Source organism: Pseudarthrobacter sp. W1I19 (genome assembly GCF_030817835.1).
Taxonomy (GTDB): Bacteria; Actinomycetota; Actinomycetes; order Actinomycetales; family Micrococcaceae; genus Arthrobacter.
Map to the genome: position 1 here is coordinate 2,420,208 of NZ_JAUSZR010000001.1, position 24,011 is coordinate 2,444,218.

27 protein-coding genes are annotated in these 24,011 nt (G+C 62.6%); 12 read left to right on the top strand and 15 right to left on the bottom strand.

The genetic code is table 11. The features are described from left to right. The first annotated feature begins 100 nt into the window (after window positions 1-100). The 4 genes from QF038_RS11405 (at window position 101) to QF038_RS11420 (ending at window position 4,891) form a co-directional block, all read left to right on the top strand. Window positions 101-1,267 carry a mandelate racemase/muconate lactonizing enzyme family protein gene (locus tag QF038_RS11405; protein WP_307610249.1) on the top strand — a complete coding sequence of 389 codons (1,167 nt, stop codon included), beginning with the start codon at window positions 101-103 and terminating at the stop codon, window positions 1,265-1,267. Window positions 1,268-1,362: 95 nt separating this feature from the next. Next, the gene (locus QF038_RS11410; protein WP_307610250.1) at window positions 1,363-2,736 is read left to right on the top strand and encodes a cation:dicarboxylate symporter family transporter; all 1,374 of its coding nucleotides are present in this window, start codon (window positions 1,363-1,365) and stop codon (window positions 2,734-2,736) included. Between the two features lie 92 nt (window positions 2,737-2,828). After that, window positions 2,829-3,776 (top strand): phosphoglycerate dehydrogenase, encoded by a 948-nt coding sequence (locus QF038_RS11415; protein ID WP_307610251.1) that lies wholly within the window; start codon window positions 2,829-2,831, stop codon window positions 3,774-3,776. A gap of 35 nt (window positions 3,777-3,811) precedes the next feature. Beyond that, window positions 3,812-4,891: a tartrate dehydrogenase gene (locus QF038_RS11420; RefSeq protein ID WP_307610252.1), complete on the top strand. Its 1,080-nt coding sequence runs from the start codon at window positions 3,812-3,814 to the stop codon at window positions 4,889-4,891. Here QF038_RS11420 and QF038_RS11425 read toward each other — a convergent pair. Both QF038_RS11425 and QF038_RS11430 read right to left on the bottom strand, forming a co-directional pair. Then, a complete protein-coding gene (locus tag QF038_RS11425) occupies window positions 4,878-5,477 on the bottom strand; it encodes a lytic transglycosylase domain-containing protein (RefSeq protein ID WP_307610253.1) in 600 nt (199 codons plus the stop codon). The genes QF038_RS11420 and QF038_RS11425 overlap by 14 nt on opposite strands. Window positions 5,478-5,690: 213 nt before the next feature. After that, the gene (locus QF038_RS11430) at window positions 5,691-6,356 is read right to left on the bottom strand and encodes a uridine kinase (RefSeq protein WP_307610254.1); all 666 of its coding nucleotides are present in this window, start codon (window positions 6,354-6,356) and stop codon (window positions 5,691-5,693) included. 610 nt (window positions 6,357-6,966) lie between these two features. Here QF038_RS11430 and QF038_RS11435 point away from each other — a divergent pair. From QF038_RS11435 to QF038_RS11450, 4 genes are all read left to right on the top strand, one after another. After that, window positions 6,967-9,108 (top strand): glycogen debranching N-terminal domain-containing protein, encoded by a 2,142-nt coding sequence (locus tag QF038_RS11435; RefSeq protein ID WP_307610255.1) that lies wholly within the window; start codon window positions 6,967-6,969, stop codon window positions 9,106-9,108. A 258-nt stretch (window positions 9,109-9,366) separates the two neighbouring features. Then, window positions 9,367-9,702, top strand: coding sequence for a PadR family transcriptional regulator (locus QF038_RS11440; protein WP_307610256.1), 336 nt, complete (start codon window positions 9,367-9,369; stop codon window positions 9,700-9,702). Then, a complete protein-coding gene (locus QF038_RS11445) occupies window positions 9,699-10,352 on the top strand; it encodes a hypothetical protein (protein WP_307610257.1) in 654 nt (217 codons plus the stop codon). Before QF038_RS11440 ends, QF038_RS11445 begins: the two co-directional genes overlap by 4 nt. A gap of 76 nt (window positions 10,353-10,428) precedes the next feature. Further along, on the top strand, window positions 10,429-10,596 hold the full coding sequence (locus QF038_RS11450) for a hypothetical protein (protein WP_307610258.1): 168 nt from the start codon (window positions 10,429-10,431) through the stop codon (window positions 10,594-10,596). An 11-nt stretch (window positions 10,597-10,607) separates the two neighbouring features. On the opposite strand, the gene QF038_RS11455 is transcribed toward QF038_RS11450, so the two are convergent. Then, window positions 10,608-11,510, bottom strand: a complete 903-nt coding sequence (locus QF038_RS11455) for an IS982 family transposase (RefSeq protein WP_307610259.1) — start codon at window positions 11,508-11,510, stop codon at window positions 10,608-10,610. A gap of 299 nt (window positions 11,511-11,809) precedes the next feature. On the opposite strand from QF038_RS11455, the gene QF038_RS11460 reads away from it, so the two are divergent. Next, window positions 11,810-11,980: a hypothetical protein gene (locus QF038_RS11460; RefSeq protein WP_307610260.1), complete on the top strand. Its 171-nt coding sequence runs from the start codon at window positions 11,810-11,812 to the stop codon at window positions 11,978-11,980. Window positions 11,981-12,222: 242 nt separating this feature from the next. Continuing rightward, window positions 12,223-13,263, top strand: coding sequence for an AAA family ATPase (locus QF038_RS11465; RefSeq protein WP_307610261.1), 1,041 nt, complete (start codon window positions 12,223-12,225; stop codon window positions 13,261-13,263). A gap of 55 nt (window positions 13,264-13,318) precedes the next feature. Here the strand turns inward: QF038_RS11465 and QF038_RS11470 are convergent, their stop codons facing one another. Further along, window positions 13,319-13,828: an HAD domain-containing protein gene (locus tag QF038_RS11470; protein ID WP_307610262.1), complete on the bottom strand. Its 510-nt coding sequence runs from the start codon at window positions 13,826-13,828 to the stop codon at window positions 13,319-13,321. Between the two features lie 81 nt (window positions 13,829-13,909). On the opposite strand from QF038_RS11470, the gene QF038_RS11475 reads away from it, so the two are divergent. Continuing rightward, complete coding sequence (locus QF038_RS11475) at window positions 13,910-15,025, top strand: S9 family peptidase (protein ID WP_307610263.1); 1,116 nt, start codon at window positions 13,910-13,912, stop codon at window positions 15,023-15,025. Window positions 15,026-15,177: 152 nt separating this feature from the next. Here the strand turns inward: QF038_RS11475 and QF038_RS11480 are convergent, their stop codons facing one another. From QF038_RS11480 to QF038_RS11505, 6 genes are all read right to left on the bottom strand, one after another. Continuing rightward, on the bottom strand, window positions 15,178-15,891 hold the full coding sequence (locus tag QF038_RS11480; RefSeq protein WP_307610264.1) for an HNH endonuclease family protein: 714 nt from the start codon (window positions 15,889-15,891) through the stop codon (window positions 15,178-15,180). Window positions 15,892-16,540: 649 nt separating this feature from the next. Then, window positions 16,541-16,795, bottom strand: coding sequence for a hypothetical protein (locus QF038_RS11485; RefSeq protein ID WP_307610265.1), 255 nt, complete (start codon window positions 16,793-16,795; stop codon window positions 16,541-16,543). A gap of 177 nt (window positions 16,796-16,972) precedes the next feature. Further along, complete coding sequence (locus tag QF038_RS11490) at window positions 16,973-17,353, bottom strand: MmcQ/YjbR family DNA-binding protein (RefSeq protein WP_307610266.1); 381 nt, start codon at window positions 17,351-17,353, stop codon at window positions 16,973-16,975. Window positions 17,354-17,419: 66 nt separating this feature from the next. Beyond that, a complete protein-coding gene (locus QF038_RS11495) occupies window positions 17,420-18,067 on the bottom strand; it encodes a nitroreductase family protein (protein ID WP_307610267.1) in 648 nt (215 codons plus the stop codon). Window positions 18,068-18,133: 66 nt separating this feature from the next. Further along, window positions 18,134-18,955: an isocitrate lyase/phosphoenolpyruvate mutase family protein gene (locus QF038_RS11500; protein ID WP_307610268.1), complete on the bottom strand. Its 822-nt coding sequence runs from the start codon at window positions 18,953-18,955 to the stop codon at window positions 18,134-18,136. Beyond that, entirely contained in the window at window positions 18,956-19,498 is a 543-nt protein-coding gene (locus tag QF038_RS11505) for a carboxymuconolactone decarboxylase family protein (RefSeq protein ID WP_307610269.1), read from the bottom strand. A gap of 106 nt (window positions 19,499-19,604) precedes the next feature. On the opposite strand from QF038_RS11505, the gene QF038_RS11510 reads away from it, so the two are divergent. Beyond that, complete coding sequence (locus QF038_RS11510; protein WP_307610270.1) at window positions 19,605-20,246, top strand: TetR/AcrR family transcriptional regulator; 642 nt, start codon at window positions 19,605-19,607, stop codon at window positions 20,244-20,246. Window positions 20,247-20,300: 54 nt separating this feature from the next. On the opposite strand, the gene QF038_RS11515 is transcribed toward QF038_RS11510, so the two are convergent. The 5 genes from QF038_RS11515 to QF038_RS11535 all read right to left on the bottom strand — a co-directional run bounded on the left by QF038_RS11515 (window position 20,301) and on the right by QF038_RS11535 (window position 23,809). Then, on the bottom strand, window positions 20,301-20,507 hold the full coding sequence (locus QF038_RS11515; RefSeq protein ID WP_307610271.1) for a hypothetical protein: 207 nt from the start codon (window positions 20,505-20,507) through the stop codon (window positions 20,301-20,303). 595 nt (window positions 20,508-21,102) lie between these two features. Continuing rightward, a complete protein-coding gene (locus QF038_RS11520; RefSeq protein ID WP_307610272.1) occupies window positions 21,103-21,579 on the bottom strand; it encodes a GNAT family N-acetyltransferase in 477 nt (158 codons plus the stop codon). Between the two features lie 37 nt (window positions 21,580-21,616). Next, the gene (locus QF038_RS11525) at window positions 21,617-22,075 is read right to left on the bottom strand and encodes a GNAT family N-acetyltransferase (RefSeq protein WP_307610273.1); all 459 of its coding nucleotides are present in this window, start codon (window positions 22,073-22,075) and stop codon (window positions 21,617-21,619) included. Between the two features lie 42 nt (window positions 22,076-22,117). Further along, window positions 22,118-23,035 (bottom strand): NADP-dependent oxidoreductase, encoded by a 918-nt coding sequence (locus QF038_RS11530; RefSeq protein WP_307610274.1) that lies wholly within the window; start codon window positions 23,033-23,035, stop codon window positions 22,118-22,120. Window positions 23,036-23,353: 318 nt separating this feature from the next. Then, the gene (locus QF038_RS11535; protein ID WP_307610275.1) at window positions 23,354-23,809 is read right to left on the bottom strand and encodes a DUF5709 domain-containing protein; all 456 of its coding nucleotides are present in this window, start codon (window positions 23,807-23,809) and stop codon (window positions 23,354-23,356) included. Window positions 23,810-24,011: the final 202 nt, after the last annotated feature.

Consider the following 24,011-nt stretch of genomic DNA (forward strand, 5'->3'; position numbering starts at 1 on the left):
TATAAGATATTCGCGCGAGCGCCACTCCCCTCCCTTTTCGAGGAACAGGCTTGGCGCTGGTCTTATAAGAAATAAGATCCCAGCGAAGAGAGACTCAAAGATGAAAATCGTTTCCGCCCACGTAGGTACCATTCCCATCAGCTCGTCGATCCGCAATGCCTTCATCGACTTCACCAAGATGGACTGCACGATCATCGCGCTGGTGAGCGATGTTTTTGTCGACGGAAAGCCCTTGGTGGGCTATGGATTCAACTCCAACGGCCGCTACAACGCGACTGCCATCCTGGAAGAGCGCATTCTCCCCCGCCTGCTCGACGCACCGTCGGAGGACCTTCTCGATGAGGACGGCCAGCTCTCACCGGAAAAGGCGTGGGACCTGATGATGTCCAATGAGAAGCCCGGTGGCCATGGTGAGCGCTCGGTCGCCGTCGGCGTTGCCGACATGGCACTGCACGACCTCGCCGCCAAAATCGCCGGCGTACCGCTCTACCGCTGGATCTCGGACCACTACGGCGACGGCAACCCGGACAAGGACGTCTTCGTCTACGCCGCCGGCGGTTACTACGCGCCGGGCAAGTCGCTGGAGGACCTGCAGAACGAAATGCGGGGGTTCCTGGCCAAGGGCTACAACGTGGTCAAGATGAAGATCGGCGGCGCCGACCTCGCCGAAGACCTCCGCCGCGTCGAAGCTGTCCTCGAGGTCCTCAACGGCGACGGCTCCCGCCTCATGGTCGACGTCAACGGCAAGTTCGACCTGGAAACCGCCCTTGAATACGGCAAAGCCATCGACCAGTACGGGCTGTTCTGGTACGAGGAAGTCGGCGACCCGCTGGACTACGCCCTGAACGCCACCCTCTCGGAGCACTACAGGAACCCGATCGCCACAGGAGAGAACCTGTTCTCCCTCCAGGATGCCCGGAACCTGATCCGCTATGGCGGCATGCGCCCGGACCGCGACTTCATCCAGGTCGACCCTGCCCTCAGCTACGGGCTGACCGAATACCGCCGGATCCAGGACATGCTCGCCCAGCACGGCTGGTCTTCCCGCCGCTGCATCCCGCACGGCGGACACCAGTTCTCCCTGCACATCGCCGCCGCCCTCAAACTCGGCGGCAACGAGTCCTACCCGGGCGAGTTCCAGCCCACCGGCGGCTTCACCGACGACGCTGTCATCGTCAACAGCCGCGTAGCCCCCGGCGAGCTTCCGGGCATCGGCCTGGAAGGCAAGGCCGAGTTCTACAAGGTCCTGCGCGGGCTGCACGAGTAAGACCAGCTTTTCGTGCCCGGTCCCGGGGCAGCACCACTGCCCGGGACCGGACCTTTCCTCCCACCCCAAGTCTGACGTGCAAAGGAGCACCCTAGATGTCGTCCCACACTGTTAAGAACCCGCAGCATTCCTCCCCGGCGCGGCAGCGCTCCAGGTTCGGGCGCCTGCTGCGCGAACTCTGGTTCCAAGTTGTCCTGGGCGCCGTCCTGGGCATCGCCGTCGGCTTCCTCCTGCCCTCCGTCGGCAAGCAGCTCACACCCCTCAGTGACTGGTTCATCGCCCTGGTGAAAATGATCGTCATCCCCGTGGTGTTCTGCGTCGTTTCCCTGGGAATCGCCTCCATGGACAGCCTTCGCAAGGCCGGCCGCATCGGAGTGAAGGCGCTGGGCTACTTCATCGTCCTGTCACTGGTATCCATGCTCATCGGCCTGGTGGTCGCCAACGTCTTCAAACCCGGCGGAGGTATGAACATCGACCCGGACAAGCTGGACGCCAGCAAGGTCCCCGCCGCCGCCGGCAAGGGTTTCGACGGCCTCGAATTCGTCAACAACATCATTCCCGAATCGCTGTTCGGTGCGCTGACCGGGCACACGATCATCGCCGCCCTCATGGTCTCCATCCTGTTCGGCGCCGCGATGAACGTCTCCGGAGAATCCGGTAAGTTCCTCACCAAAGGCATCCAGGCCCTCTCCGTGGTGATCTTCAAGATCGTCGGCTGGGTCATGCGTCTCGCCCCGATCGGCACCTTCGGCGCCCTGGCCGCCGTCGTGGCAAACTACGGCACCCAAAGCCTGCAGCAACTGGGCATCCTCGTCCTGCTGTTCACCGCCACCTGCATCGTCTACGTCCTCGTCATCCTCGGCACGATCGCCCGCGCCTGCGGAATGAACATTTTCACCGTTATGCGCTACTTCAAGGCCGAGCTCCTGATCGCCCTGAGCACCTGCTCCAGCGAGGCCGTCCTGCCGCAGCTGATCAAGAAACTCGAAAACATGGGTGTCGGCAAGTCCACCGTCGGCATCGTCATCCCCTCCGGGTTCTCCTTCAACCTCGACGGATCCGCCGTCTACCTCACCATGGCCTCAGTGTTCCTGGCCCAGGCCGTGGGCATGGACCTCTCCTGGGAACAGCAACTGGTCATGGTCGGCGTCATGATGCTCACCAGCAAGGGCACGGCCGGTATCGCCGGCGGCGCGTTCATCGTCCTGGCCAGCACCCTGAGCTCCGTCGGCGGCATCCCGCTCGCTGCCCTCGCCCTCATCGTCGGCATCGACCGCCTCCTGAACGAAGGCCGGGTGTTCATCAACGTCCTCGGAAACGCGATGGCCGCCGTCGTCATCGGTAAATGGGAAAAGGACTTCGACCCCGAGCAGGCCCGAAAGGCCCTGCACGCCTCCGGACAGAAGAAGAACCAGCTCGAGGCGAGAACGCCTGAGCCGGTGGAAGCCGATACTGTCGACGCCCACTAAACAATGTCAGGGCCGCCGTGCACCGCGGCGGCCCTGACACGTGCGCACCTCACACGGGAGCTCCCCCCGCCACACCATCGACGAGGAACACCATGGCCCTTCGCATACTGATCACCACCGATTACCTCCATCCTGGGGATGGCGTCGACCAACTGCTGCGCGATCATGGTTTGGAACCCGTCTACTCGCCATTTCGAGGCCCGCGGCCCTATGAGGAACGCCGCGCACTGTTCGACGGCATATCCGGAGCGATCCTCGCCAGCGAACCGGTCACCGCCGTCATGCTCGCACATGCGGCGTCGCTCAAAGTCATCGCGCGCAGCGGGGTCGGGTACGACTCCATCGACATCCAGGCCGCGACCGCACAAGGAATCAGGGTCTGCAACGCTCCCGGGACCAACCACCACTCAGTCGCCGAACTCACCATCGGGCTGATCATCATGGCGGCGCGCCGCCTCTCCGAGGTCACCACCGCCGTCCGCCAGGGAGGCTGGCCCCGCGACGCCGGCCATGAATTGCGGGGCTCTACCCTCGGCATCATCGGCTACGGTCCCAGCGGACGCGCCACCGCAAACCTGGGCGCCGCCCTGGGCATGAATGTCCTGGCCAGCACCCGCCACCCCGACCCGGACAACACCGCAATACAGTTCACCGGTCTCGACACCGTCATCCGGAATGCTGACTACCTCTCCCTGCATACCCGTGCAGGCCAGCACACCGGCCCGCTCATTGACGCGCCCCGGCTGGAAGCGATGAAACCCACCGCCGTCCTCATCAACACGGCCCGCGGCTCACTCGTGGATGAAGAAGCCTTGGCCAAAGCAATAGCCGACGGCACCATCGCCGGGGCTGCGCTGGACGTGCTCCAGAGCGAACCCCTGCCCGACGACAGCCCCCTCCGGGGCCTGGACAACGTGCTCATCACCTCCCACCTCGCTGGCCAGACAGCCCAAGCCCGGACCCGGGCCGGCCTGGCAGCGGCCCAGGCCGTCATCGACGTCCTCGAAAACCGCAAACCGGCACACCCGGCCGACCGCTGACCCGAAAACCGCGAACAGATAAAGAAGGATCCCTGATGTCGAAACCACACCGCATCGCAGTCATTCCCGGCGACGGAATCGGCACCGAAGTGCTGCCCGAAGGACTGCGCGTCCTGGACGCCGCAGCCTCAACCTTCGACCTCAACCTCGAATACGAGCACCTGGACTACGCCTCCGCGGACTACTACACCCGGCACGGCAAAATGCTCCCCGACGGATGGTTCGACCAGTTGAACCAATTCGACTCCATCTTCTTCGGCGCCGTCGGGTGGCCTGACGTCGTCCCCGGCCACATCTCGCTGTGGGGCAGCCTCCTGCAGTTCCGCCGTCACTTTGACCAGTACGTCAACCTCCGCCCGGTCAAGCTCCTGCCAGGCGTTCCCAGCCCCCTGGCCGGACGTGCCCCGGGCGACGTCGACTTCTACGTCGTGCGCGAAAATACCGAAGGCGAATACTCCAGCATCGGCGGGAAGATCTTCGAGGGCACCGACCGCGAAACCGTGGTCCAGGAAACCGTCATGACCCGCACCGGCGTGGACCGCATCCTCAAATACGCCTTCGACCTGGCGCAAAGCCGCCCCAAGAAGCACCTGACCTCAGCCACCAAGAGCAACGGCATCTCCATCACCATGCCCTACTGGGACGAACGCGTGCAGGCCATGGCCGCTGCTTACCCCGGGGTCGATGTGGACAAGTACCACATCGATATCCTCGCGGCGAACTTCGTCATGCACCCGGACTGGTTCGACGTCGTGGTGGCCAGCAACCTCTTCGGTGACATCCTCTCCGACCTCGGACCGGCTTGCACCGGAACCATCGGCACCGCCCCCAGCGGCAATATCAACCCCGAACGAAAGTTCCCCAGCCTTTTCGAACCGGTCCACGGCTCCGCCCCCGACATCGCCGGCAAAGGCATCGCCAACCCCGTCGGGCAAATCTGGTGCGCCGCTATGATGCTGGATCACCTGGGCGAAGCCGAAGCAGCCGCCGCCATCACCACCGCGATGGAAAACGTGCTCGCCCGCGGACCCGAAACTCTAACACCCGACATGGGCGGCAAGGCCACCACCGAAGAACTGGGCAAAGCGGTGGCCTCGGCGCTTACCGCACCGTGACCGCACCTGTCACCGCAGCGTATTCCGTCGCCTTGTCACGAACTTGTTGAATGTAGGCCTCGGATTGGTTGTAGGCATAGATCGCGGCGGTCCAACCTTCCGCGGTTGTGATGTCACGGCCGCGGGCACACAGATAGGTCGCCGCGCTGAGGGCCGCATCGTCAATATTGAACGGATCCGCCGCTCCATCCCCGTTTCCGTCCCGCCCTACGAGCTGCCAGGTGGAAGGAATAAACTGCATGGGCCCCACCGCACGGTCCCAGCGGGCATCCCCGTCCAGGGCACCCCCGTCGGTGTCGGCGATAGCGGCGAATCCGGCACCGTCAAGGACCGGGCCCACTACCGGACGGCTCACCTGCCCCGCAGCGGTCAGGCTGCCGCCACCATACGTCCCGTGTGCTGTCTCAACGAAACCGAGGGCCGCAACAGTGTTCCAACCGATCCCGCACATCGGAGCAGCAGCATCTACTGTCTCCGCCGCAGCAACGTACGCGCGCAGCGCGCGTTCTGGGATCCCGGTTTGCCCGGCCGCCCGAACAACCCAGTCGGTATCCGGATTTCTGGTGACGTTCACGGCCGTGGTCATGCCGGAGGAAAGCATCTCGAGCTCAGCGCTGGCTCGCGGTGGTGGAGAAAAGGCAGGACGTGGGTCCGCGCCACGCTGCCCAAGCACCCAGGACAAGGCAGCGGTAGTGACACAAACCGCAAACAGGACAAGGACCGCGAGGCGTCTGAGACCGAGCACCGACTAATCAAACCATCCAAAGGTGCCCGCCGTTGGCAAGAGTAAGTTCCTGCATCAGGTGATCTCCGCGCGTGCTGGTGCCGGCTGAGCCGTTACTACCTGCGTTTTCGGATCGTGTTCGACGGCCGACATTCCGGCCACGATCACTGCAGCCCGCTCCCATGGCCGGTCTTCAAGCAGGAAGGGAATTTCTTCTTCTTCCCACTCCCTGTGCAACTCTTCTTCTTCCTGCCCATCTCGAGCCCTGAGTCGCCGTCGGGCTTCAACGTTGTCGCATTGCACCCAAATCGAAGCGTCGATGAGATGGGAGAGCGCTCGGCGTGATGACCCGCTCCCCTCCACCCACACCACCGAACGCCCGGCGGGTACAGCTATGGCACCTGGACGTTCTCGGGCCACCCAGCCCGGCGGACGATAGTGGACTGCCTCACCTTTAACCAGTGGTTCGAGGACGCCGTCACGGAGTTGATCGGCCCAGTCAAAAAACGAGAGATGCCACGCTACATCGTCCGTGTGGACGGCTGCTGAGTCCGGAACTTGAGCCAGTAGGTGCTCAACGAGGGTGGTCTTGCCTGACCCGCTCCGTCCATCTACCGCTACAATCCAGGGCCGGTTCGGACGGTGCCGTGCTGCCGGCAGCAGCCTCCGCACGAGACCCTCCAGCGACTCGGCTTGCCAAGGTCCCGCATCGGGTTCGCCGACTTCCGGTTCAATATCCATTGATTACCTCAACCCCCAATATCGGATCCGCCCAAAGCTGCCTAGTCTCGAGTTTCGAGAATCGCCCTGCTTAGCGCAAGATCTACTTCGAGGCCACGGCTCCTGCTATCGCCACGCTTTTCCGCGGGAGGAAATCACCTGAGAAAGTGATATTGGGGGTCTTCTTTCCAGGCGCGATGGTCTGTGCGCCGGACATTCAGTGGCTGTAGAAAGCGTTCACCGGACAGGATCAGCTGAAGCGCGCAGAAGCAAAACAGTTTTCGGTGCCCACCTGCAGGCACCCTCACCAAGATGGGCGAGATTACCTCGGACCTGAGCGTCTTCGAGAACCTTCCGGACGATGTCGAGATGACAATCGCCCGGGACCAATAGGTAACAGGAGCAACAGGGCAAGACGGCGGCGGGAGCGCACGCCGCCGGCACCGCCATCCGAACGGCATTTCAGATAACGCTCAAACACGAAAACCGTAGGCAGCTGCTGCAGTTAGCTCCTACCGTCAAAGGGCCTGCAGGCGTAGCGTCGTTTGCATTGGAGTAAGGCAGCGATCGACGGCGGGCCCGTACTCGGGCAGCCTCGCCACCTTCTTGAACCGTCAAAAAGGAGACCGGGATGGCTGGATGGAATGCTGACACGGCTGCCGGGCCGGTGGGGGCCGGCACTGTCACTTTGGTGGAGGGGCCTTCCTTCTGCATTTCGTCAGCGAATGGAGACATCCACCCGGAACATCCGCATGGCGTTTTCCATGAGGACACCCGCATCCTGTCGCGCTGGAACCTGACAGTCAACGGGCAGGTCCTGGAGCCGTTGACAGCCTCAACGCAGGAACCCTACCGGGCCTTGTTCATTGGCCGTGTTCCCCGTTCCGATGGTTACGCGGACAGCCCCATGATTGTTGAAAGACTGAGGGAAGTCGGCGCCGGCATCCGTGAGGAGATCACCATCCGGAACTACTCCTCGGAGGCCGCTGATTGCAGGGTCTCCCTCACTGTTGAATCGGACTTCGCGGATCTTTTTGAAGTGAAAGAGGCGCGCGTCGAACGGCACTGGGCACAATCCCGCCACCCGGAAAGCGACTCCCTGACCATCAGGGGCGCCTGGCAGGACGTCCGGAAGGCCGTCGTCGTCAACGCCGGCGGCGCGGAGGTGACCACCGAGGGCGTGACGTACCGGGCGGTCATCCCGGCGCACGGACAGTGGAGCACCCTTCTCACGGTGGTGCCGACCACCAACGGCGCCCGACCGGGGTCGTTCGTCCGTCCGTTGAGCGGTGAGCTATCCCCCAGCGACCGCCGCCGCCAGGAATGGGTAGCAAAGATTCCGAAACTGCACATCGGAAACCGTTCCATCGAGCGGACCCTCCGGCGCAGCTACGATGACTTGGGCGCGCTTCGCATCGAGGATCCCGCGCATCCGGAGCGGATCGTCGTGGCCGCCGGTGCGCCGTGGTTCATGACCCTTTTTGGCCGGGACGCGCTGTGGGCATCCGAAATGGCACTGCCCGTGGACCCTTCCCTGGCACTTGGCACACTGCAGACGCTGGCCGACCGCCAAGGCACCGTGGTGGATCCCATGAGCGAGGAGGAACCCGGGAAAATCCTGCACGAAGTCAGGCTCGGGGTTTCCGGCGGGCTGGCACTGGGTGGAAAATCCGCCTACTACGGCAGCGTCGACGCCACTCCACAATTCGTGATGGCCGTAGCCTCAGTGAGCCGTTGGGGCTTTGCCAAGGACATCATCGCTGCGCTGCTGCCCCACGCAGACCGCGCACTGGACTGGATCAGGGAATATGGCGACAAGGACGGCGACGGATTCGTCGAATACAAGCGCCTCAACGATTCCGGCCTTATCAACCAAGGCTGGAAGGACTCGTGGGACGGCATCAACTTCGCAGACGGCCGGCTCGCCGAACCCCCTATCGCCCTCTGCGAAGCCCAGGCGCTGGCCTACAGCGCATTCTTGTCCCGGGCATGGATGGCATTCGACGCCGGCGACGAGGCTTTGGCCGCCCAGCTCACCGGTGAAGCAGCCCAGTTGAAGAAGAGGTTCAACGAAGAGTTCTGGATGCCTGAGCGCGGCTACTTCGCCATCGCCCTCGACGGCGAAAAACGGCAGGTCGACGCCTGCGCGTCCAACATGGGACAGTGCCTGTGGCACGGCATCGTGGACGAGGACAAGGTACCGCAGGTAGCGGAACGGCTCATGTCCCCCGAGATGTTCAGCGGCTGGGGCGTTCGAACCCTCGCCAGCGACATGGGCGCCTACAATCCCGCCAGCTACCATAACGGCTCGGTCTGGCCGCACGACAACGCCATCATTGCCGCCGGGCTCATGCGCTACGGCTTCGTGGATGAGGCGCAGCGAATCGCCACCGCCCTGTTCGAGGCGGCCGACTACACCGATGGCCGCCTCCCCGAACTCTTCTGCGGGTTCAGCCGTGACCAGATCGCCGAGCCCGTCCCTTATCCCACTGCATGCTCGCCACAGGCCTGGGCAGCCACCACCCCGATCATGCTGGTGACGAGCCTGATGCGGTACGACGCCCATATCTCCCGCGGCGGCCTCTGGATGGACCCGGCACTTCCCGAATCATACGGCGACGTCCACATCACCAACGCGCCGATGGCCGGAGGCCGGATCACCATCGACATCAAAGGGTCCGAACCCTCCGTGCAGGGGCTGCCCGAAGGCATAGCATTCCATCGTGACCACCGCCCCTGGTTGACGGAGCTGATCAAACAGGCCGGGCTGTAAACCTCCACCAGTCGCCTTTAATGCTGTAGACGCCCCGGCATCCGCATGTCCGCTCGGGTTGCTGTCTAGCCGCAAAGGCGGGTCATGGTGGGCTCATAGCGCGGGATGGCAAGGAACGACGACGGCGGCCCAGTTGTCGGTGCCGACGTCACCATACGCGCGCTCGCCTAGGAAGGCCAGCCATCGTGCCGCTGCTCCTGCCATAAGACATGAAAACAGGTGGGTTGACTTCTAAATCTATATAGCTAGACTTAGCACATGGAGAACTTAGGGCGTGTCACGCCCGCCACCGCGCTGGTCCTGGAGGCCCTGCTGTCAGCCGACACTGTGTGGGGGCTGCAGATCGTGAAGGACGTCGGCAAGAAACCCGGCACCGTCTATCCAATTTTGGACCGACTTGAAGTTGCCGGGTGGATCCGGGGCGAATGGGACTCCACCCAGGATCGCAAAGGGCCGCGCCGGCGCTACTACCGGCTGTTGGCTGAAGCCCGGCCCCTGGCACAGGGCTACGTGAACACGCATCGGGCCAGGGTCCGGACGACTGCCACCAAGCCCGCGCCCGCAACGCTCGAGGGCCAGTGGCAAGGGGCGTGAGGTTCACTGAGGCCGTCCTTGCTGTGGCCGTGGCCTTGACCCCGGTCCGACTCAGAGAAGTCCGCGAGGAACAGTGGCGGGCCGACCTGCGTGATGGGCCGGTCATCGGCATCTCCGCGAAGTCGCTGCTGTTCGGAGCACTGTGCTCATCGGCGACGGCAAGGACCTACGAGTTGCTTCATCGCGGCGGCATTCTGCTGTCGCACATCAAAAAGGGGGAAAAGATGAAACGAGTACTGGGCATAGCCGGTGCGGCTGCCGTCCTGGTCGGCGGCGCCGTCGTCGGCCTTCAAGCAGGCTACTCCAATGAACCACCATCGGCTCGAACGCCTGTGGCAGATCGTCCCATCGCCGGCTATGAAGGGTGGTGGAACTCCACCCCTGTGCACGGAAGCGCGGAAGGCCTTCCGGAAGAAACGGTGACCGTCAACACCCGTACCGGCAAAATTGTCGATGCATTCAACAGGGCGAAGAACAGCACGCTGATTTCGGATGTTGACTATCACCTTGTCCCCGACCCAGCCTGGCCGGCCAACTCCATCGTTATCATCGACACCACGACTGGCATGGTCATCGAGGACTTCCTGATCGACGAGCGGGGCGTCCCCCTTGATGGAAGCGGACGGCCACTCGACGCCACCGCAGGGTAGGAATCTCCCGATGTGGCAGGACCGCCCCCGTAGACGTTTGCCGCGGTCTGCGTCGTGGTCATCGCCCTGACGCCTGATGGTATTTGGTCTCTCCCAGGTGCCGGTGATCGAGCTGCTGCCTTGGTCTGTCGCGGCGTACCTGCTGATCGGGGCCTGTATCTTCAGTTCAGCTGGCAAGGTCCCTCCGCTGCGCGCAGGCCTGCTGCCCGGCGCCCTGCTCGTCCTGGTGGCCCTAGATGATTAAGTCCTATTGGATTAGTGGTCGTAGGCGATGAGTGAGCGTTTGCGGGGCGCGTTGATGCGCCAGTTGTGCCAGATGCCGGCGGCGAGGGCGAGGAGTCTGGCGGCTACCCGGGCGTAGACGCCTGCCATGGTCCGTCCGCCGTGGTCTTCGAGGCCGAGTTGGCCTTTGAGGGTGTCGAAGACGGATTCGATCCATTGCCGGATGCCGCCGAGTTTGCCGAATCGGGGCTTCTCGTCCTTGCGGTCCGGGCGGATCAGGTGCGCGTGGAGGTCCTCGGTGATGAACCGTTCGAAGTCGCGGCCGGCGAAACCTTTGTCCCCGAGGATGACCTGCCCGGCGCTGATGAGGTGGTGGTCGTGTTCGAGCAGGGCCTGGGTGACCTCGCGTTCACCGATCTTCGGATTAGCCAGTCCCCAGATCACGGGCATGCCGTCGGGGGTGCTGATCAGGTAGAGACGCAGGCCCCAGAAGAACCGGGAATGGGAGGCGCAGTAGCCGTAGCCGGCGTGTCCGGACAGGTCGGAGCGTTTGACGGTTTCCCGGGACATGCCGCACGGCACGGGGGTGGAATCGACCAGGCGCAGGACCTCATGCCAGGACGGGGTGTCCCGTGCCAGGGCGGTGATGGCTGCTGCGATTACCGGGCCCGCGGCCCGGAGTCGCTTGGTGTAGCCGGATTGGTGCGGGATGCCGGGGAACATGCCGGACAGGTGGATCCGGGAGTATCTGATCCACCTGGTCTCCGAGGAGAAGCCGAGCAGGTGCTGTGCCACGGCCAGGCAGAGCAGCTCGGCGTCGCTCAGAACCGGTTTGCGGCCCGGCCGCCGGTCCCTGGACACACCAAGGTCCGGCAGCACATGGTCATCCAAATAGACGTAAAGTGTGGTCAGGAGAGTGTTTAGCTGAGTGTTCACAAACCCGGCTTAACACTCTCCGCCCTACTTTAAAAGCTCCCGCGCCCACAACAGCAATAGGACTTACTCATCTAGTGGGTCTCGGTTTCTGGTGTTCCCGCGCCGGAAGGGGCTTGCAGATCACCGTGGATTCACGACGACGGGGCGGCCACGGCGGGGCTGATGACCACGTTTTGCGCCTGAGGGCACCGCCGTCGATCTCCCGTGCTGGCTCTCGACCACGGGACGGTGCAAATTCCGGCTCTGATGATGCGGAGTTGCGTCCGAGAATCGAAGCGGCATCGTCCTAGACTTTCGGCATGCACCCCTTAGTAGCAATCGGCCTGGTGTTCCTCGCCGCGATTGCCTGGATGGTCACCATCCTGACGATGCTGATTGTTCTGGTCAAAGGCCGGCGCCGGGCGCCAGCCGAAGTCGGACGCGCAGTCCAAAGTGTGGAGATCCAAAGCTCGGATGAACGGGCGGCTTAGACATAACTTGGTGTCACCGAGCAAGCCCCGCTCCTCGAGCAGGTCGTAGACAAGATTCAAGGTGAGATCCACGAGTTCATGGATCTCCGCCTCCACCGCTGGAGCCGTCACAGCTCCATGGGGCTCCCGGCGCTGACAGTATCGCGGACGAGGGCGGGCGTGTCCTGGATTACGACCAAAGGGTGTTGATACTGGTGCGGCCAACCCCACCCCGGCCCGGAATTGAGTACTACAGTGGATGCATGGCTCCCAGCCGGCATCCGCTCGACGACCTGCGCGAAACCATCGGCCATCTGGCTGATCAGCTCAAGCTGCCCACTTCGGAGCGCGTCGACGACCTGGTCGGCGATCTCATCGGTGCGAGGCCCGGGCCCGCCCGCCCGCTGTCCGAGGTGCAGGCCGAGCTCGACGCGCTGGTCGGACTGGAGACCGTGAAAGAACAGGTGCGGGCCCTCGTCGCGCTGCTCCAGGTCCAGGCCCGCCGTAAGGCGCACGGCCTGCCAGAGGTGGCCACATCACAGCACCTGGTGTTCCTCGGAAACCCGGGCACGGGCAAGACCACCGTGGCGCGGCTCCTGGCCGAGATGTACCGTGCGGTCGGTCTGCTGCAGAAAGGCCACCTGGTCGAGGTCGACCGCTCGGGCCTGGTGGGGCAATACGTCGGTGCGACCGCTATCAAGACGGACCGGGTGATCCGGCGTGCGCTGGACGGCGTCCTGTTCATCGACGAGGCCTACGCGCTGGCACCGGAGGACGGACGGATGGACTTTGGCCCCGAGGCGATCGAGGTCCTGCTCAAGCGGATGGAGGACCACCGTCACCGCCTGGTCGTGATCGTGGCCGGGTACCCGCGGCTGATGGAGTCCTTCTTGCTTTCGAACCCCGGACTGCGCTCCCGGTTCGCCCGCGAGATCACGTTCCCCGACTACTCCGTCGACGCACTCCAGACGATCTTCCAGCAGATGCTGGCCCAGCACGAGTACATACTGGAGCCGGGTGCCGACCAGGTGCTGCGCCGCATCTTCACCGGGCTCCACGCGGGCGAAGACTCCGGCAACGCACGGTTCGCGCGCACACTGTTCGAACAGGCGCTCAACCGCCAGGCGCTGCGGCTGTCGCTCGACAATGAACAAAGTCTCGACGCGCTCGATCGTGAGGCCGTCATGACGCTCACCGCGGACGACATTGTCGAGGCCGCGCTGGCCTTGGGCGAGGAGCCGGAGCCGGAACCGACGCCGGAACCGGAACCGGAGCAGCCACGTTGGTGGCGCTGGTTGGTCTGACCGGATCCGCGGCGGGTCTCAGGCGAATGGTGGCGGAGTATCTCGCCCCACCCGACTAGGTCAGCCCATGGGGTCCGGACCTCCGACCCCCTTGGTCATCAATGAAGACCTGGACCGCCACGACATGCGCCTCCGTCAGCCCTTGGTCCGGGCTCGGTTTCTCCAGGAGGACTGGCTTGCCGTAGTTGTGGGCCCATTCGTGCACGTCCGGCCCGAGGACGTCGTCGATCCACACGACCGCGTCCCAGTCCGCCTCCCCCGCGGCCTCCATCCGGTCCAGCCACCGTGCGATGGACCGGAGCTTCGGAGTCGGCCTATCAACGTCGCTGTCCTTCATCGCCAGGGTCACGCGCAGCGGCTCAACTTCGAGCTGCAGTTGCGCCTCCAGTCCGGCCAGGACATCCGCGGGTGAGGTCGACACCCAGGCGATCCGGCCTTTGGTAGCGAGCCGCCGCACGAGCGCCACTTTCCCGTCCGACAGTTGCGGGTCCGGGCTGTCGCCGTCACCGCGGCGGACCTTCGGGTTTAGCACTCCGTCGATGTCGAGAAGGATGATCGGCTTCATACGAGCAAGCTACATGGTCGGCACGGCGTTGACTACACACACACCCGTGCCGGGCCGCCGCCCCGCCGCTACAGTGTCAGCGTGACCAAAGCTGCACTTCTCCTGGCCGGCACTGCCACCGCAGTCATCGTTTCTGCTGCAGCGGGCGCTTCCCTCCACATCGCACGCACTCTCATCACCCCTGCCGGTGAACGGCCCGAGCGGATCCGCATCCTGGCAGCAGACGACGCCACAGTGACGTTGTACGCAGACGAGGACACCCTCTCCCCCGGCGTGTTCAGCCTCTATTGGGGCAACCGGGCGGGCCATGCCAGGATCGGCCGAATCCTCTCCCGTGAACCGGCAGCAGGCACGGTCACCCGTGCTGTGGAGAAGGTCTACGCCGGCGTTCTGGAGGCAGGCACCTCAGGCTACTGGTCCGGGTACACCTACCCGACACCTGAGGAGGCAGGATTGCCCAGCAGCGACGTCTGGCTGCCAGGGCCGGCCCCCGCATGGCTTGTCCCTGGCGATGACGCCCGGCGATGGGTCATCCATATCCACGGTTTGGGCGGCCGCCGCGCCACTGGCGTTCGGACCGCCCCGCTCTTCAACCGCCTTGGATACACCCAACTCCTGATTTCCTTTGCCGGTGACGGTGATGCGCCGGCCACTACCGACGGCAAACACCACCTCGGCCATACTGAGATCGATGACGTCCATGCAGCCATCGGCTACGCTGCCAGCCGCGGAGCAGACTCCATCATCCTCTCGGGCTGGTCAATGGGAGCCGCCATGGCCCTGGCTGCCGCGCACACGTCACCGCAGAAGGATCGCATCGACGGACTTGTCCTCACCGCTCCCGTCCTGGACTGGGACAGCACTTTGTCCTTCAACACGGCGGCGGCACGACTCCCCGTATTTCTGTCCGGAACGGCATTGTGGATCCTCCGCGGACCCCTGTACCGGCTGGCCGGGCTGAACCAACCCCTGAAACTGAATGACCTGGACTTCACCTCCATAGAGCCCGAAGTCCCGGTTCTCGTCCTGCACAGCAACGCCGACACGAGCACACCGATCAGCGTCAGCGCCAAGTACGCCGCACTCCACCCTGACAGCGTGACACTTGTCCGGTTCCCTGCCGGCCGGCACACCCAGGAATGGAACACCGACCCCGGACTGTGGGAGAGGTCAGTGGAGCACTGGCTGCCGCAGTAGGCACGAACGCCGTTCCATTGAACCTGGTTAGGCTGGTGTCTCGATGACCACCAAGGTCACCGGCGGCCGATGTGCGCCGCTGCTGCCACTCGACTAAAGCTGGTCAAGCGGCGCACGAGCCTCCTCGCAGGATAAGGGAGTGCCGCCAGCAATCAACCGCAGCCCTGTAGGATCGTCGCGATTGCGTCGCGCTCGGCTTGAGTGACCCAGAGACGGTATTTCGCCTTAACAGCAGTTTGGCGGGCGACGTACTCACATCGGAAAGCTTTGTTCGGGGGAAGCCATGTAGCTGCATCTCTGTCACCTTTGGCCCCATTGGTCGGGCCGTCGGCGGCCATGAGATTCAGCGGGTCGTTGGCGAGTTCCTTGCGCTGGTCAGCGTTGAGCTGTTGCGCCCCCTTTTGCCAGGCATCGCTGAGGGGAACGATATGGTCGATCTGGACGTCGGAGCTGGTGTCCTGGCAGCGCGTGAAGGTAATCGTGGTGCCGGTGTACTTATCGGCCAGTGTTCCTGTCATGACCACACAGTTGTTGGTGCCTGGCTTGAAAGTTTCGCTCGTCAGGTCACGGGCCAGGATGTCGTTGCGGGTGTCGCAGCCGTTGCGGTCAACGTCAGCCCAAGCCGGTCCAAACTCATCGCGGGTATAGCCAGTCTTTGGCGCGCGACCCTTAACCGGAATGCTCTCCAGCTGAACGAGGGCGTCGGCGGCAGTTGCCTGATCTACCGTGCTCGAGGCACCGATGCCTGGAGAAGGGTCGATGATCTCAAGGGCGTTGGCTGCGGCGTCACAACCTACTAATGACCCAGCCAGCATCATCGCGGTGACGGCGGTCAGGACTTTGGCGGGAGAACAGGTGGTCTTCATGGTCCTTCTGGTTATAGGGCGTTGTTCCACGCTAGCTTCCACCATCATCTGCAGCAGGTAACCGAATCCGTGGTGCCTGCCACACGTCCGCGCCCTTGGAACTCTGCGGAAGTCCGCTTTAGTGCCACTGGTTGCCTCGCTGTTCAAACCATGGCCCTCACGGGGAACGTCACACTTACTCAACGCGCCGTAGCCAACCTGACTTGGGACCGAGTGGCAATGAGCCTTTCCTTCGTCACCGGACCACTGCCGGAGAGCGAGAAACCGGTGCTGCCGAGGGAGGATCTGGCTCAACTTTACGATTTCCAGCATGTGTTCCGAAGTGATAATGATCTGCACGGGACCTCCAAAGAACAGTGCAACTGTTCCAGTTAGAGGCATGCCCGAGCCGGAGCGAGATGGTGAACAAGGGCGCATGATTCCTGGATCAGCCAGGACGCGTGGTGTGACGAAGGTCGTGGATCTGCGGGTTCCGGGTCAGGCCGAGTGCCTGGGCAGTGCGAACCGCAGGTACCCAGCAGTGGTGCCAGTGGAGCTTGTGGATGATGCGCCCGCCCTGGGCGTCGTGACCGCAAGTTCCTTTCCTGGCCTGGTCGAAAGCAGCGGGATCAGCAGCCCACTCACGGCAGGATTCAACCCTATCGTCCGCTTACCGGCACGTGTTTTCGTCGCCCCGACGCGGTACTGGTTCTGCCCGCCCTGCTTCCAGGCCTTCCTGATCCCGGCGGTGGGCGGCTTGGAAGAGCAAATCCACCTCCGCCACCGTCAGCGCGGTGGCCGCACCAAAGCGGGTGCCGTTGGACGAGCACGATGTCGCCCGTGCGGAACTCTGTCTCGTCCGGGCCAGTCCGGGGACACGGCCCACGGCTTCGACGCCCAGCGCTGCCGGCGGTACACGATCCACGTCCCACCCGCCTGTATGGAGTAGAGCATCCCACGGGCCGATGCCTGTTGCGACCACGTCCAGGATAACGGCCTCGGGTGACGGGGTTGAGGAAGATCGAGGATCTCGGGTCCGTCATTCCCGGATCGAACACCAAGGCCGCTCATGATTTCTCCTTCTGAATTGACGAGTTTCAGGTCACGTTGTCGTTTTATGCGCCCGGTTCACGGGTCGCGCGGATCTCGGCAGTTTCTCGACCACGAGCTGGTACGAGTCGGCGACGAGCACATTCACCATGTCTCTATGGAGGCCCGGTCCGCCCGCTGCCGTGATCCAGTGCTTTTTGTCCATGTGGTAGCCGGCCGTTATCTCCGCGTACTGCTCACGTAGCACAAGAGCCTCCTCCGGATCGGCCTTGACGATCACCACTGGGTGCCCCGGCAGGTCGGTCATGAGCATGAAGACCTTGCCGCCCACCTTGTACGTTTCCCAATTCGGGCTGACACGGTGCTCTACTGTCACCTCCGGCAGCCCGCTTGCACGCTCGTTCGCTATAGCCTGCAGCTCTTGTCCCTCCAAGGTCGCTCAGCTCCTCTGCTGCTGTGTCGTCGATAGGTTCGTCACGGCCCGACCTGGCTGGGCGGTTCAGGCGAAGGTGAACAGACGCTCGGGCTCGAAACGGGAGACCGGGGTTTTATACTGCTTCGCCTCGTCGGGGTAGCCCAGCGCCAGTAGCACGGTGCTGGTGTGTCCGGTCTCGCGGATGTTGAAGGCCTTGTCGACGGTGACCGGGTCGAAGCCTTCAAGTGGCATCGCTTCGACGCCGAGCTCAGCGGCGGCCATCATCGTCAGACCCATCACCATATAGGTCTGCTTCTCCATCCAGTGGTACGTGTCTTTGTAGGTGAAGTTACGCAGATTCACGAAGTCGCGGGTCATGTACTCCCACCGCTCCTGCTTGGCCGGGTCCGGGAACCGGCCGTCAACCCGTTCTTTCGCGAACACCGATTTGAGGTGATGCTCGGGCACGTCCGCCCGCGTGGTCATGATGATCGTGTGCGAGGCGTTGAGGATCTTCTCCCCGTTGTCGGCGAAACGTTCGCCGAGGTTCGCGGCGAGCTTCTCCTTGCCCTCTCGCGTGGATAGGACGTAGAAGTGGTTGGGTTGGATGTTCGTCGACGTGGGCGCCGACCGCAGGAATTTCAGGAGCTGCTGAATCGTCTCCTCCGTGATGGTTTTGCCGCCGTCGAAATAGCGGCTCAGGTGCTTGTTCATGATCTTGTCGAGATCCATGGATGGTCTTCCTTCGTGATGGGAGAGATCGAGGTCGAATAAGGAATTGGTGTTACTCGGTGAGAATCAGCCGCGGCGGTTGAGCAGGGTGCCCATCCGCTCGAAGTCCATGCCTGTTGTTGCGTCCGCGAGGTCGCCGCGCAGGAGCGCCGTGACCGCGTCGTCGAGCGCGCCCATCGCGTGAGCGTAGAGCGCCGGGCCCAGGCTGATCCGGCACACGCCCACCGCGCGCAACTCGGCGACGGACCGCACAGCATCGGCCGGCGAGATGAGGACGTTGACCGGAGTCGGTGCAACCGCGGCAACGATCGCGCCCAGTGAATCCAGATCGGGCGGAAATGGCGCGAAGACTACGTCGGCCCCGACCTCGGCGAAGGCGGTGAGGCGCCGGATCGTGTCCTCGAGATCGGGGCGCCCCTGCAGGTAATTGTCCGTGCGCCCGGTGACTACAATGCGCCCCTTTGCCGCCGTGACGGCCGCACGCACCCGGGCGACGGCCTCATCGAAGTCGCGGATAGGCCGGTCGGGATCGCCGGACGTATCCTCGATCCCGATACCTGCCAGCCCGCTATCGACCGCAGCATTCACCGTTCCTGCCACGTCTTCGGGGGTATCTCCGTACCCGTCCTCGAAATCGCCGTTAACGGGTAGGCCCGTCAGGCGAGCGAGCAAGCCCGCATGCTCGAGATGCTCGCCGCGGCTGACGTGGTGCCGCCCGTCCAACCGGCCGAGCGACGCGGCGAGGGCAAAGGAAGATGTGGCGATCGCCTCGAAACCCGAATCGGCGAAGAGCTGCGCCGAGAGGCCATCCCACGCGTTCGGCATCACGAGTCCACCCTCGCGGGTGTGCAGGGCCATGAACCTCTCATACAGCTCGGAGCCGGACATTTAAGCTGACTCTGTCGTGTCGGCCGGGATGTCGATGACTGTCCGGTTGACGTTGTTGAGGTAGTTGGTGAGAAGGGACACCACCGCGGTGGTAACAATCGCCAGGACTTCCGCGTCGTTGTATCCAGCACCACGTACCGCTGCCAGGTCAGCATTACCCACCTGACCGCGGGTTTCGACCACCCGTTGCACGAAACGAGCCACCGCCGCACGACGCGGATCGGTGGAGCTGCCAGTGAGCGCGAGCTCGATGTCATCGCTCGCCATGCCCCCCAGCTTCGACGACGTGTATGTGTGCAGAGCCTGGCAATAATCGCAGTCATTGGCACGTGACACGGCCAGTGCGATCGTGTGCCGGGTCTTCGCGTCCAGGAGGCGCCCGACACTGCCCTGGAGAGACATCACGATCTCGAGCACGGCGGGGTTGGCCGCCAGCATGTTGAACATATCCGGAGCGAATCCGAAGTGCTTCCGGACTCCGTCGAGGATGCTCCTCGCCCCGGCGGGCACATCTTCAGGAGCAGGCGCGGTCAATCGGGACATTACTTGTAAACCTCCAGTTATCCATTCTGGACGATTTCGTCCATAAGGGAAGTGAATACCACTCAAAGTGGGTTGTCAAGCCCAATATGCTTGCTAAGGTTGTGGCATGGAGAGCAGCACGAACCCGGAGGCGCCGCAGAAACTCACCAACAAGGGCCAGTCGACGCGCACACGCATCCTGCGCCATGCCGCCGATCTGATCTACACGAAGGGCGTCCACACGACGAACAACCAGCTGCTCCGCACCGCCGCCGGCGTCAGCGGTTCCCAGCTCACCCACTACTTCCCGAACAAGGAGAGCCTCGTCCTGGGCGTCATCGACTGGCAGGCCAGCAGCATCCTCGAATTCCACCGCAGCCAACGCTTCGCGGGTTTCGACACCATCGACGCTTTTCAGGACTGGGCGGATTTCTATGTGCTCTCCGGGCGCCCATTCGAGGACGGCTGCAGCCTCGGTGCCCTCGCGAGCGAGATCGTCAAAACCGATCTCGACGTCCATGACGAGCTCGCACGCGTCTTCGAGGAGTGGAAAGACATCTTCCGAGGAGGACTTGAGCGGATGCAGCGGCTCGGCCGCATCAACTCGTCGGCCGACCCCGCGCGGCTTGCCCACATGTTCCTCGCCGCCTACCAGGGGGGCGCCCTCCTCGCTCAGATTACGGGCGACATCACACCGCTGCGAGAATCGCTATACACCGCCGTCGACCATCTGCGAACGTTTGCGACGAAACGCGACGACGCCCCCTGACGCGGCGTAGACCACGCCGCTTTAGCACGGGGCAGCCGGCCGAGCTTGTTGGTTTCACCCTTCGGTGAGGTCCTTCAGGGCGTCCGCCAAGACTTGGACCTCCACGCCACCAAGCAGGGGAACGTTGTGAATGAAGGCATCCAGTTCAAGGATCCCCGCGTTTCCTCCTAAAGCCCAGTATTGAAGCCAGAGCTCCATCACGGAGAGACGGCCAGCATCGATCAACGACCGGACTGCCGCCCTAAGATCGGGCTCCTTCATTTGGAGAGCGGAAGTGGAAGAGACTGAGACGGTTCAACTTCCTGCATCTTTGTGCGAGACAACCGGAGGCGATAGCTCTCACGGCCCAGTCTCCAACACGGGGCATATCTTTGACTTCCCCGATACGGGTTCACTCGCGTTCTTTTGGAAGGTCCGACTGCCGAACGGCATACCGGTAGGCATCCGCGTCAGTCTCCACCGCAAATCCAGCGAGGTCCACTTCAGAGGCTCGCTCGAACTCATCATTCAGGTGCACGACCGGAGCAAAATAGTCACCGCGGGAGGCCGGGCCCAAGAGCATATATGCCCACCAGGATGGGTGAAGACATCGCCGTAGTGAACCGAGTGCACTTGCGACACGTCGAACTCTCATCAGAAACATTTGGGTACCTCATTTTCGCTCAGTATTCCGCTTTCATTTCCTCGAAGTGCTCCATCCACGTTTGCTACCAACCCGTAGCGGACCGTATTTAGCCCCCTGGCTTGAGTCCTCCCACTGAAGTTGAGTGTGATCACTCCGGTTCCGAAATGCCATGTACAAGCACATTGCCCGTAACTGAATCCAATGCGCTCGAACACAAGACGGTGAGTCAAGCTACGTGAGATCAGCCTGAAAGGCATTGATTTTGTTGTCGGCGTTCTGGTCCTCTGACGAATGATGCTTGGGATAGGCGCCGGAGCCAGGGTGGACCTTGTCGATGAGATCGAGGTACTGCGTCTTACGTGCGATGAATTCGCCCACTACCGGGCAGATGATCGTTATCTTCTTTCCGCTCTCCCGTATTTCATCCAACACGCGGGCGATGAGCTCTGTCGCCACCCGATGGTTGCGGTAGGCAGGGCTGACCCAGGTTGAAAGGAGAACGATACGGCCGTCGACGAAACGATAGGTAAGTTCCCCAATCGCTTCGGCACCAAGAGCTGCGATCCACCGACCACGCTCCGCATCGTTGATTACGTCGAGTTCCCAACCCGACTCCCCCTCGTTGCGAGCCTCGTCTTGGAGGGCCGCGATGAGCGTTGCGTTCCGCTCCTGGCGGTGGGCTGCTTCGGTGTCAAGCTTAGTTGTCACGTTAAACTTTCTTTGGACTGATCGAGTAGTCCTGGGTCTAGGAGTGTTGCGACCGGCTGGTCACTCCTGGATGGGCGGCGTTGATGAGGTCTGCGTAGCCAGGGTTCCGCTTAATGAACGTTCGGACAATTGGGCACATGATCGTGACCGTTTTGCCCTGCGCGCGTACATCGTCGAGGACACGCCGTATCAGCTCGGTGGCCACACCTTGTTTGCGGTAGTCGGGGAACACTGAGGTAGCCAGAAGTACGAGTCTGTCGTTGCCGGCCGCTGTGTATGGAAGGCCAGCAATCTCAGTGTCACCAACAATCGCTTCGTAGATCCCGGATTTCTCGTCGTTGACCACATAGAAGTCGAAGGCGGGCGCATGGGGATCATCGAGGATTTCGTCGATGAGGACGGCCTGGTCTTGGCTAAGGGTTCCCTTCCCATCCGGATAACCGGCTTGATCTAGGTATTCAAAATCGTAGTGAGTTGGCTCAGCTGGTTCGGCCATGGACTTCCCTTTCGTTATTGTTCACTCTGATGGGGCTGTCCTCTACGGACGCACCTGGATGATCGTCTTCCCGTTCCGTCGCTCGGCAGGGTTGAGGTCACTGATTGCGTCCTCCATTTGGCCAATGTTGCCGATGTTCGTCCGCAGTCGTCCATCCCGGATTCGCCTGACAATCTCCCCCAGCTGGCGACGATCCGATTCGACAACGAAATCCACTGCCAGGCCATCCTTCGGGTGGGCTTCGACCGGCCCGGTGATGCTTACCAGGGTCCCACCGGGACGGATCAGGGACGCAGACTGCTTCTGGATGTCACCCCCGATCACGTCGAATACAAGGTCGACTTCGCCGATATCACGCAAGTTGTCGTTACTGAGGTCGACGAACTCGTGTGCTCCGAAGTCAAGGGTCTTTTGCCGGTCGGCAGTGCGTCCGGTCCCGATGACGTAGGCGCCGGTCTCGCGTGCAAGCTGAGTTACCATCGTCCCGACTGCTCCCGCCGCTCCGTGCACGAGGATGCTTTGCCCCGATTCGAGGCGGCCGTGGGCGAAAAGTCCCTGCCACGCGGTCAAGCCCGAGATTGGCAGGCTCGCGGCGACCGTGAAGTCCACATCGCCCGGCAACGGAGCAAGATTTCGTGCCTCAATTGCGACGTACTCCGCCAAGGTGCCGTCTCGATGCCAGTCCGAGATACCAAACACGCGTTGACCCACAGTCAGCCCCGTCGTGCCGTAACCGAGCGAGGTCACGACGCCGGCCAGTTCGTGGCCGAGGATGGAGGGTGCCCGATCTCGTCCGGCACGATCGGTCCAGGTTGAAGGCCAATCCACCTCTGTCGGGACGAATCCCGCAGCGTGAATCTCAACGATGACATCATTTATCGCTGCCGACGGCTGTGGCCGTTCCCCCACTCTCATCCCGGCTGTTCCAGCGGACTGATCCGTCACCACTACTGCTTTCATTACGAAGCTCCCTTTAGTTGATATGGGCCTACACGGCAGTTCTTCCGTTGTAGCTTTAGCGGCATTAATACTCCGCGTCTTACCGTGCAAGCCCCTAGAAATGTGACACTGCAACGCGGTCGGTGATACGACAGGCGCTGAGGGCATCGGAGTGTGCCGCGTACTTGCCTTGCGATACTCCTATTTAACGGACGATTGGGTCAACAGGCTGGCGCTGTTGGAAGCCCAAGTACCTTGGTGGATTCATGCAACGGAACTTATCTCGGCGGCGGTCTGCAATAGCTCAGCTGATCTTCCGCCGGAAAGAGCAGACGTTACTCAAGGAAGGTCATCAGGATCGATGACAATGTGCATGGCAGCTTCTTCGGCGGACGCACCTCCCCCGTCTATACCGATGTCGTTCGCCAGATAGTCTTCGGCGGGGTCGAAACTGTCAGGAAAAGCCCAGGTCAAGCGACCGGCCCGAACCGAACCAACCTGATCGTCTATTAGCTCTCCGTCGGTGTCAGTAGTGTCACCGATACCGTCTCCGAGAAATTCGCCTGTCTCCTCGGGGATTTCTCGTGCGAGCCTGTCGGACAGAGATTCATGGGATCGCGCTTCGCGCTCCGTAAAACCCCACGAGAGGTCAGCCGGCCGCCTGTCCAATGGCGAGTACCCGGTTTCCTCGATGTCATCGCCGAGCTCATCACCGTCCAGGCTCTCATCAGGTGGAAGTAGGCCAAAGTTCTCGGCTGAGTATTCAAAGAAGTTGCTGTCATTGCTGCTAGGCATCCGTTTGCCTCCCCTGTCGATTCCTTTGCTCGTTAGTGGCGCAAAGGCTGGGAGTCTTACAACAACGGAAGCCACAGCTGTAACCGAAGTAGTCGGCCGGGATGCAAGCGATCGGGCTCGTTGGTAAGACCGCGGAAAATCTCGACACTCATGGACACACAGTAGAGCGACACGAGAGACATAGGCGGATAAAGGGTTCGCT

Bases quoted from the DNA above. Each gene is read 5' to 3' on its own strand.
- QF038_RS11450 (WP_307610258.1), top strand. From the start codon at position 10,429: ATGGTATTTGGTCTCTCCCAGGTGCCGGTGATCGAGCTGCTGCCTTGG.
- QF038_RS11505 (WP_307610269.1), bottom strand. From the start codon at position 19,498: ATGTCCCGATTGACCGCGCCTGCTCCTGAAGATGTGCCCGCCGGGGCG.
- QF038_RS11525 (WP_307610273.1), bottom strand. From the start codon at position 22,075: ATGGCCGAACCAGCTGAGCCAACTCACTACGATTTTGAATACCTAGAT.
- QF038_RS11415 (WP_307610251.1), top strand. From the start codon at position 2,829: ATGGCCCTTCGCATACTGATCACCACCGATTACCTCCATCCTGGGGAT.
- QF038_RS11495 (WP_307610267.1), bottom strand. From the start codon at position 18,067: ATGGATCTCGACAAGATCATGAACAAGCACCTGAGCCGCTATTTCGAC.
- QF038_RS11460 (WP_307610260.1), top strand. From the start codon at position 11,810: ATGCACCCCTTAGTAGCAATCGGCCTGGTGTTCCTCGCCGCGATTGCC.
- QF038_RS11500 (WP_307610268.1), bottom strand. From the start codon at position 18,955: ATGTCCGGCTCCGAGCTGTATGAGAGGTTCATGGCCCTGCACACCCGC.
- QF038_RS11530 (WP_307610274.1), bottom strand. From the start codon at position 23,035: ATGAAAGCAGTAGTGGTGACGGATCAGTCCGCTGGAACAGCCGGGATG.
- QF038_RS11410 (WP_307610250.1), top strand. From the start codon at position 1,363: ATGTCGTCCCACACTGTTAAGAACCCGCAGCATTCCTCCCCGGCGCGG.
- QF038_RS11430 (WP_307610254.1), bottom strand. From the start codon at position 6,356: ATGGATATTGAACCGGAAGTCGGCGAACCCGATGCGGGACCTTGGCAA.
- QF038_RS11510 (WP_307610270.1), top strand. From the start codon at position 19,605: ATGGAGAGCAGCACGAACCCGGAGGCGCCGCAGAAACTCACCAACAAG.
- QF038_RS11465 (WP_307610261.1), top strand. From the start codon at position 12,223: ATGGCTCCCAGCCGGCATCCGCTCGACGACCTGCGCGAAACCATCGGC.
- QF038_RS11440 (WP_307610256.1), top strand. From the start codon at position 9,367: ATGGAGAACTTAGGGCGTGTCACGCCCGCCACCGCGCTGGTCCTGGAG.
- QF038_RS11425 (WP_307610253.1), bottom strand. From the start codon at position 5,477: ATGACCACGGCCGTGAACGTCACCAGAAATCCGGATACCGACTGGGTT.
- QF038_RS11480 (WP_307610264.1), bottom strand. From the start codon at position 15,891: ATGAAGACCACCTGTTCTCCCGCCAAAGTCCTGACCGCCGTCACCGCG.
- QF038_RS11470 (WP_307610262.1), bottom strand. From the start codon at position 13,828: ATGAAGCCGATCATCCTTCTCGACATCGACGGAGTGCTAAACCCGAAG.
- QF038_RS11435 (WP_307610255.1), top strand. From the start codon at position 6,967: ATGGCTGGATGGAATGCTGACACGGCTGCCGGGCCGGTGGGGGCCGGC.
- QF038_RS11535 (WP_307610275.1), bottom strand. From the start codon at position 23,809: ATGCCTAGCAGCAATGACAGCAACTTCTTTGAATACTCAGCCGAGAAC.
- QF038_RS11405 (WP_307610249.1), top strand. From the start codon at position 101: ATGAAAATCGTTTCCGCCCACGTAGGTACCATTCCCATCAGCTCGTCG.
- QF038_RS11515 (WP_307610271.1), bottom strand. From the start codon at position 20,507: ATGAAGGAGCCCGATCTTAGGGCGGCAGTCCGGTCGTTGATCGATGCT.
- QF038_RS11420 (WP_307610252.1), top strand. From the start codon at position 3,812: ATGTCGAAACCACACCGCATCGCAGTCATTCCCGGCGACGGAATCGGC.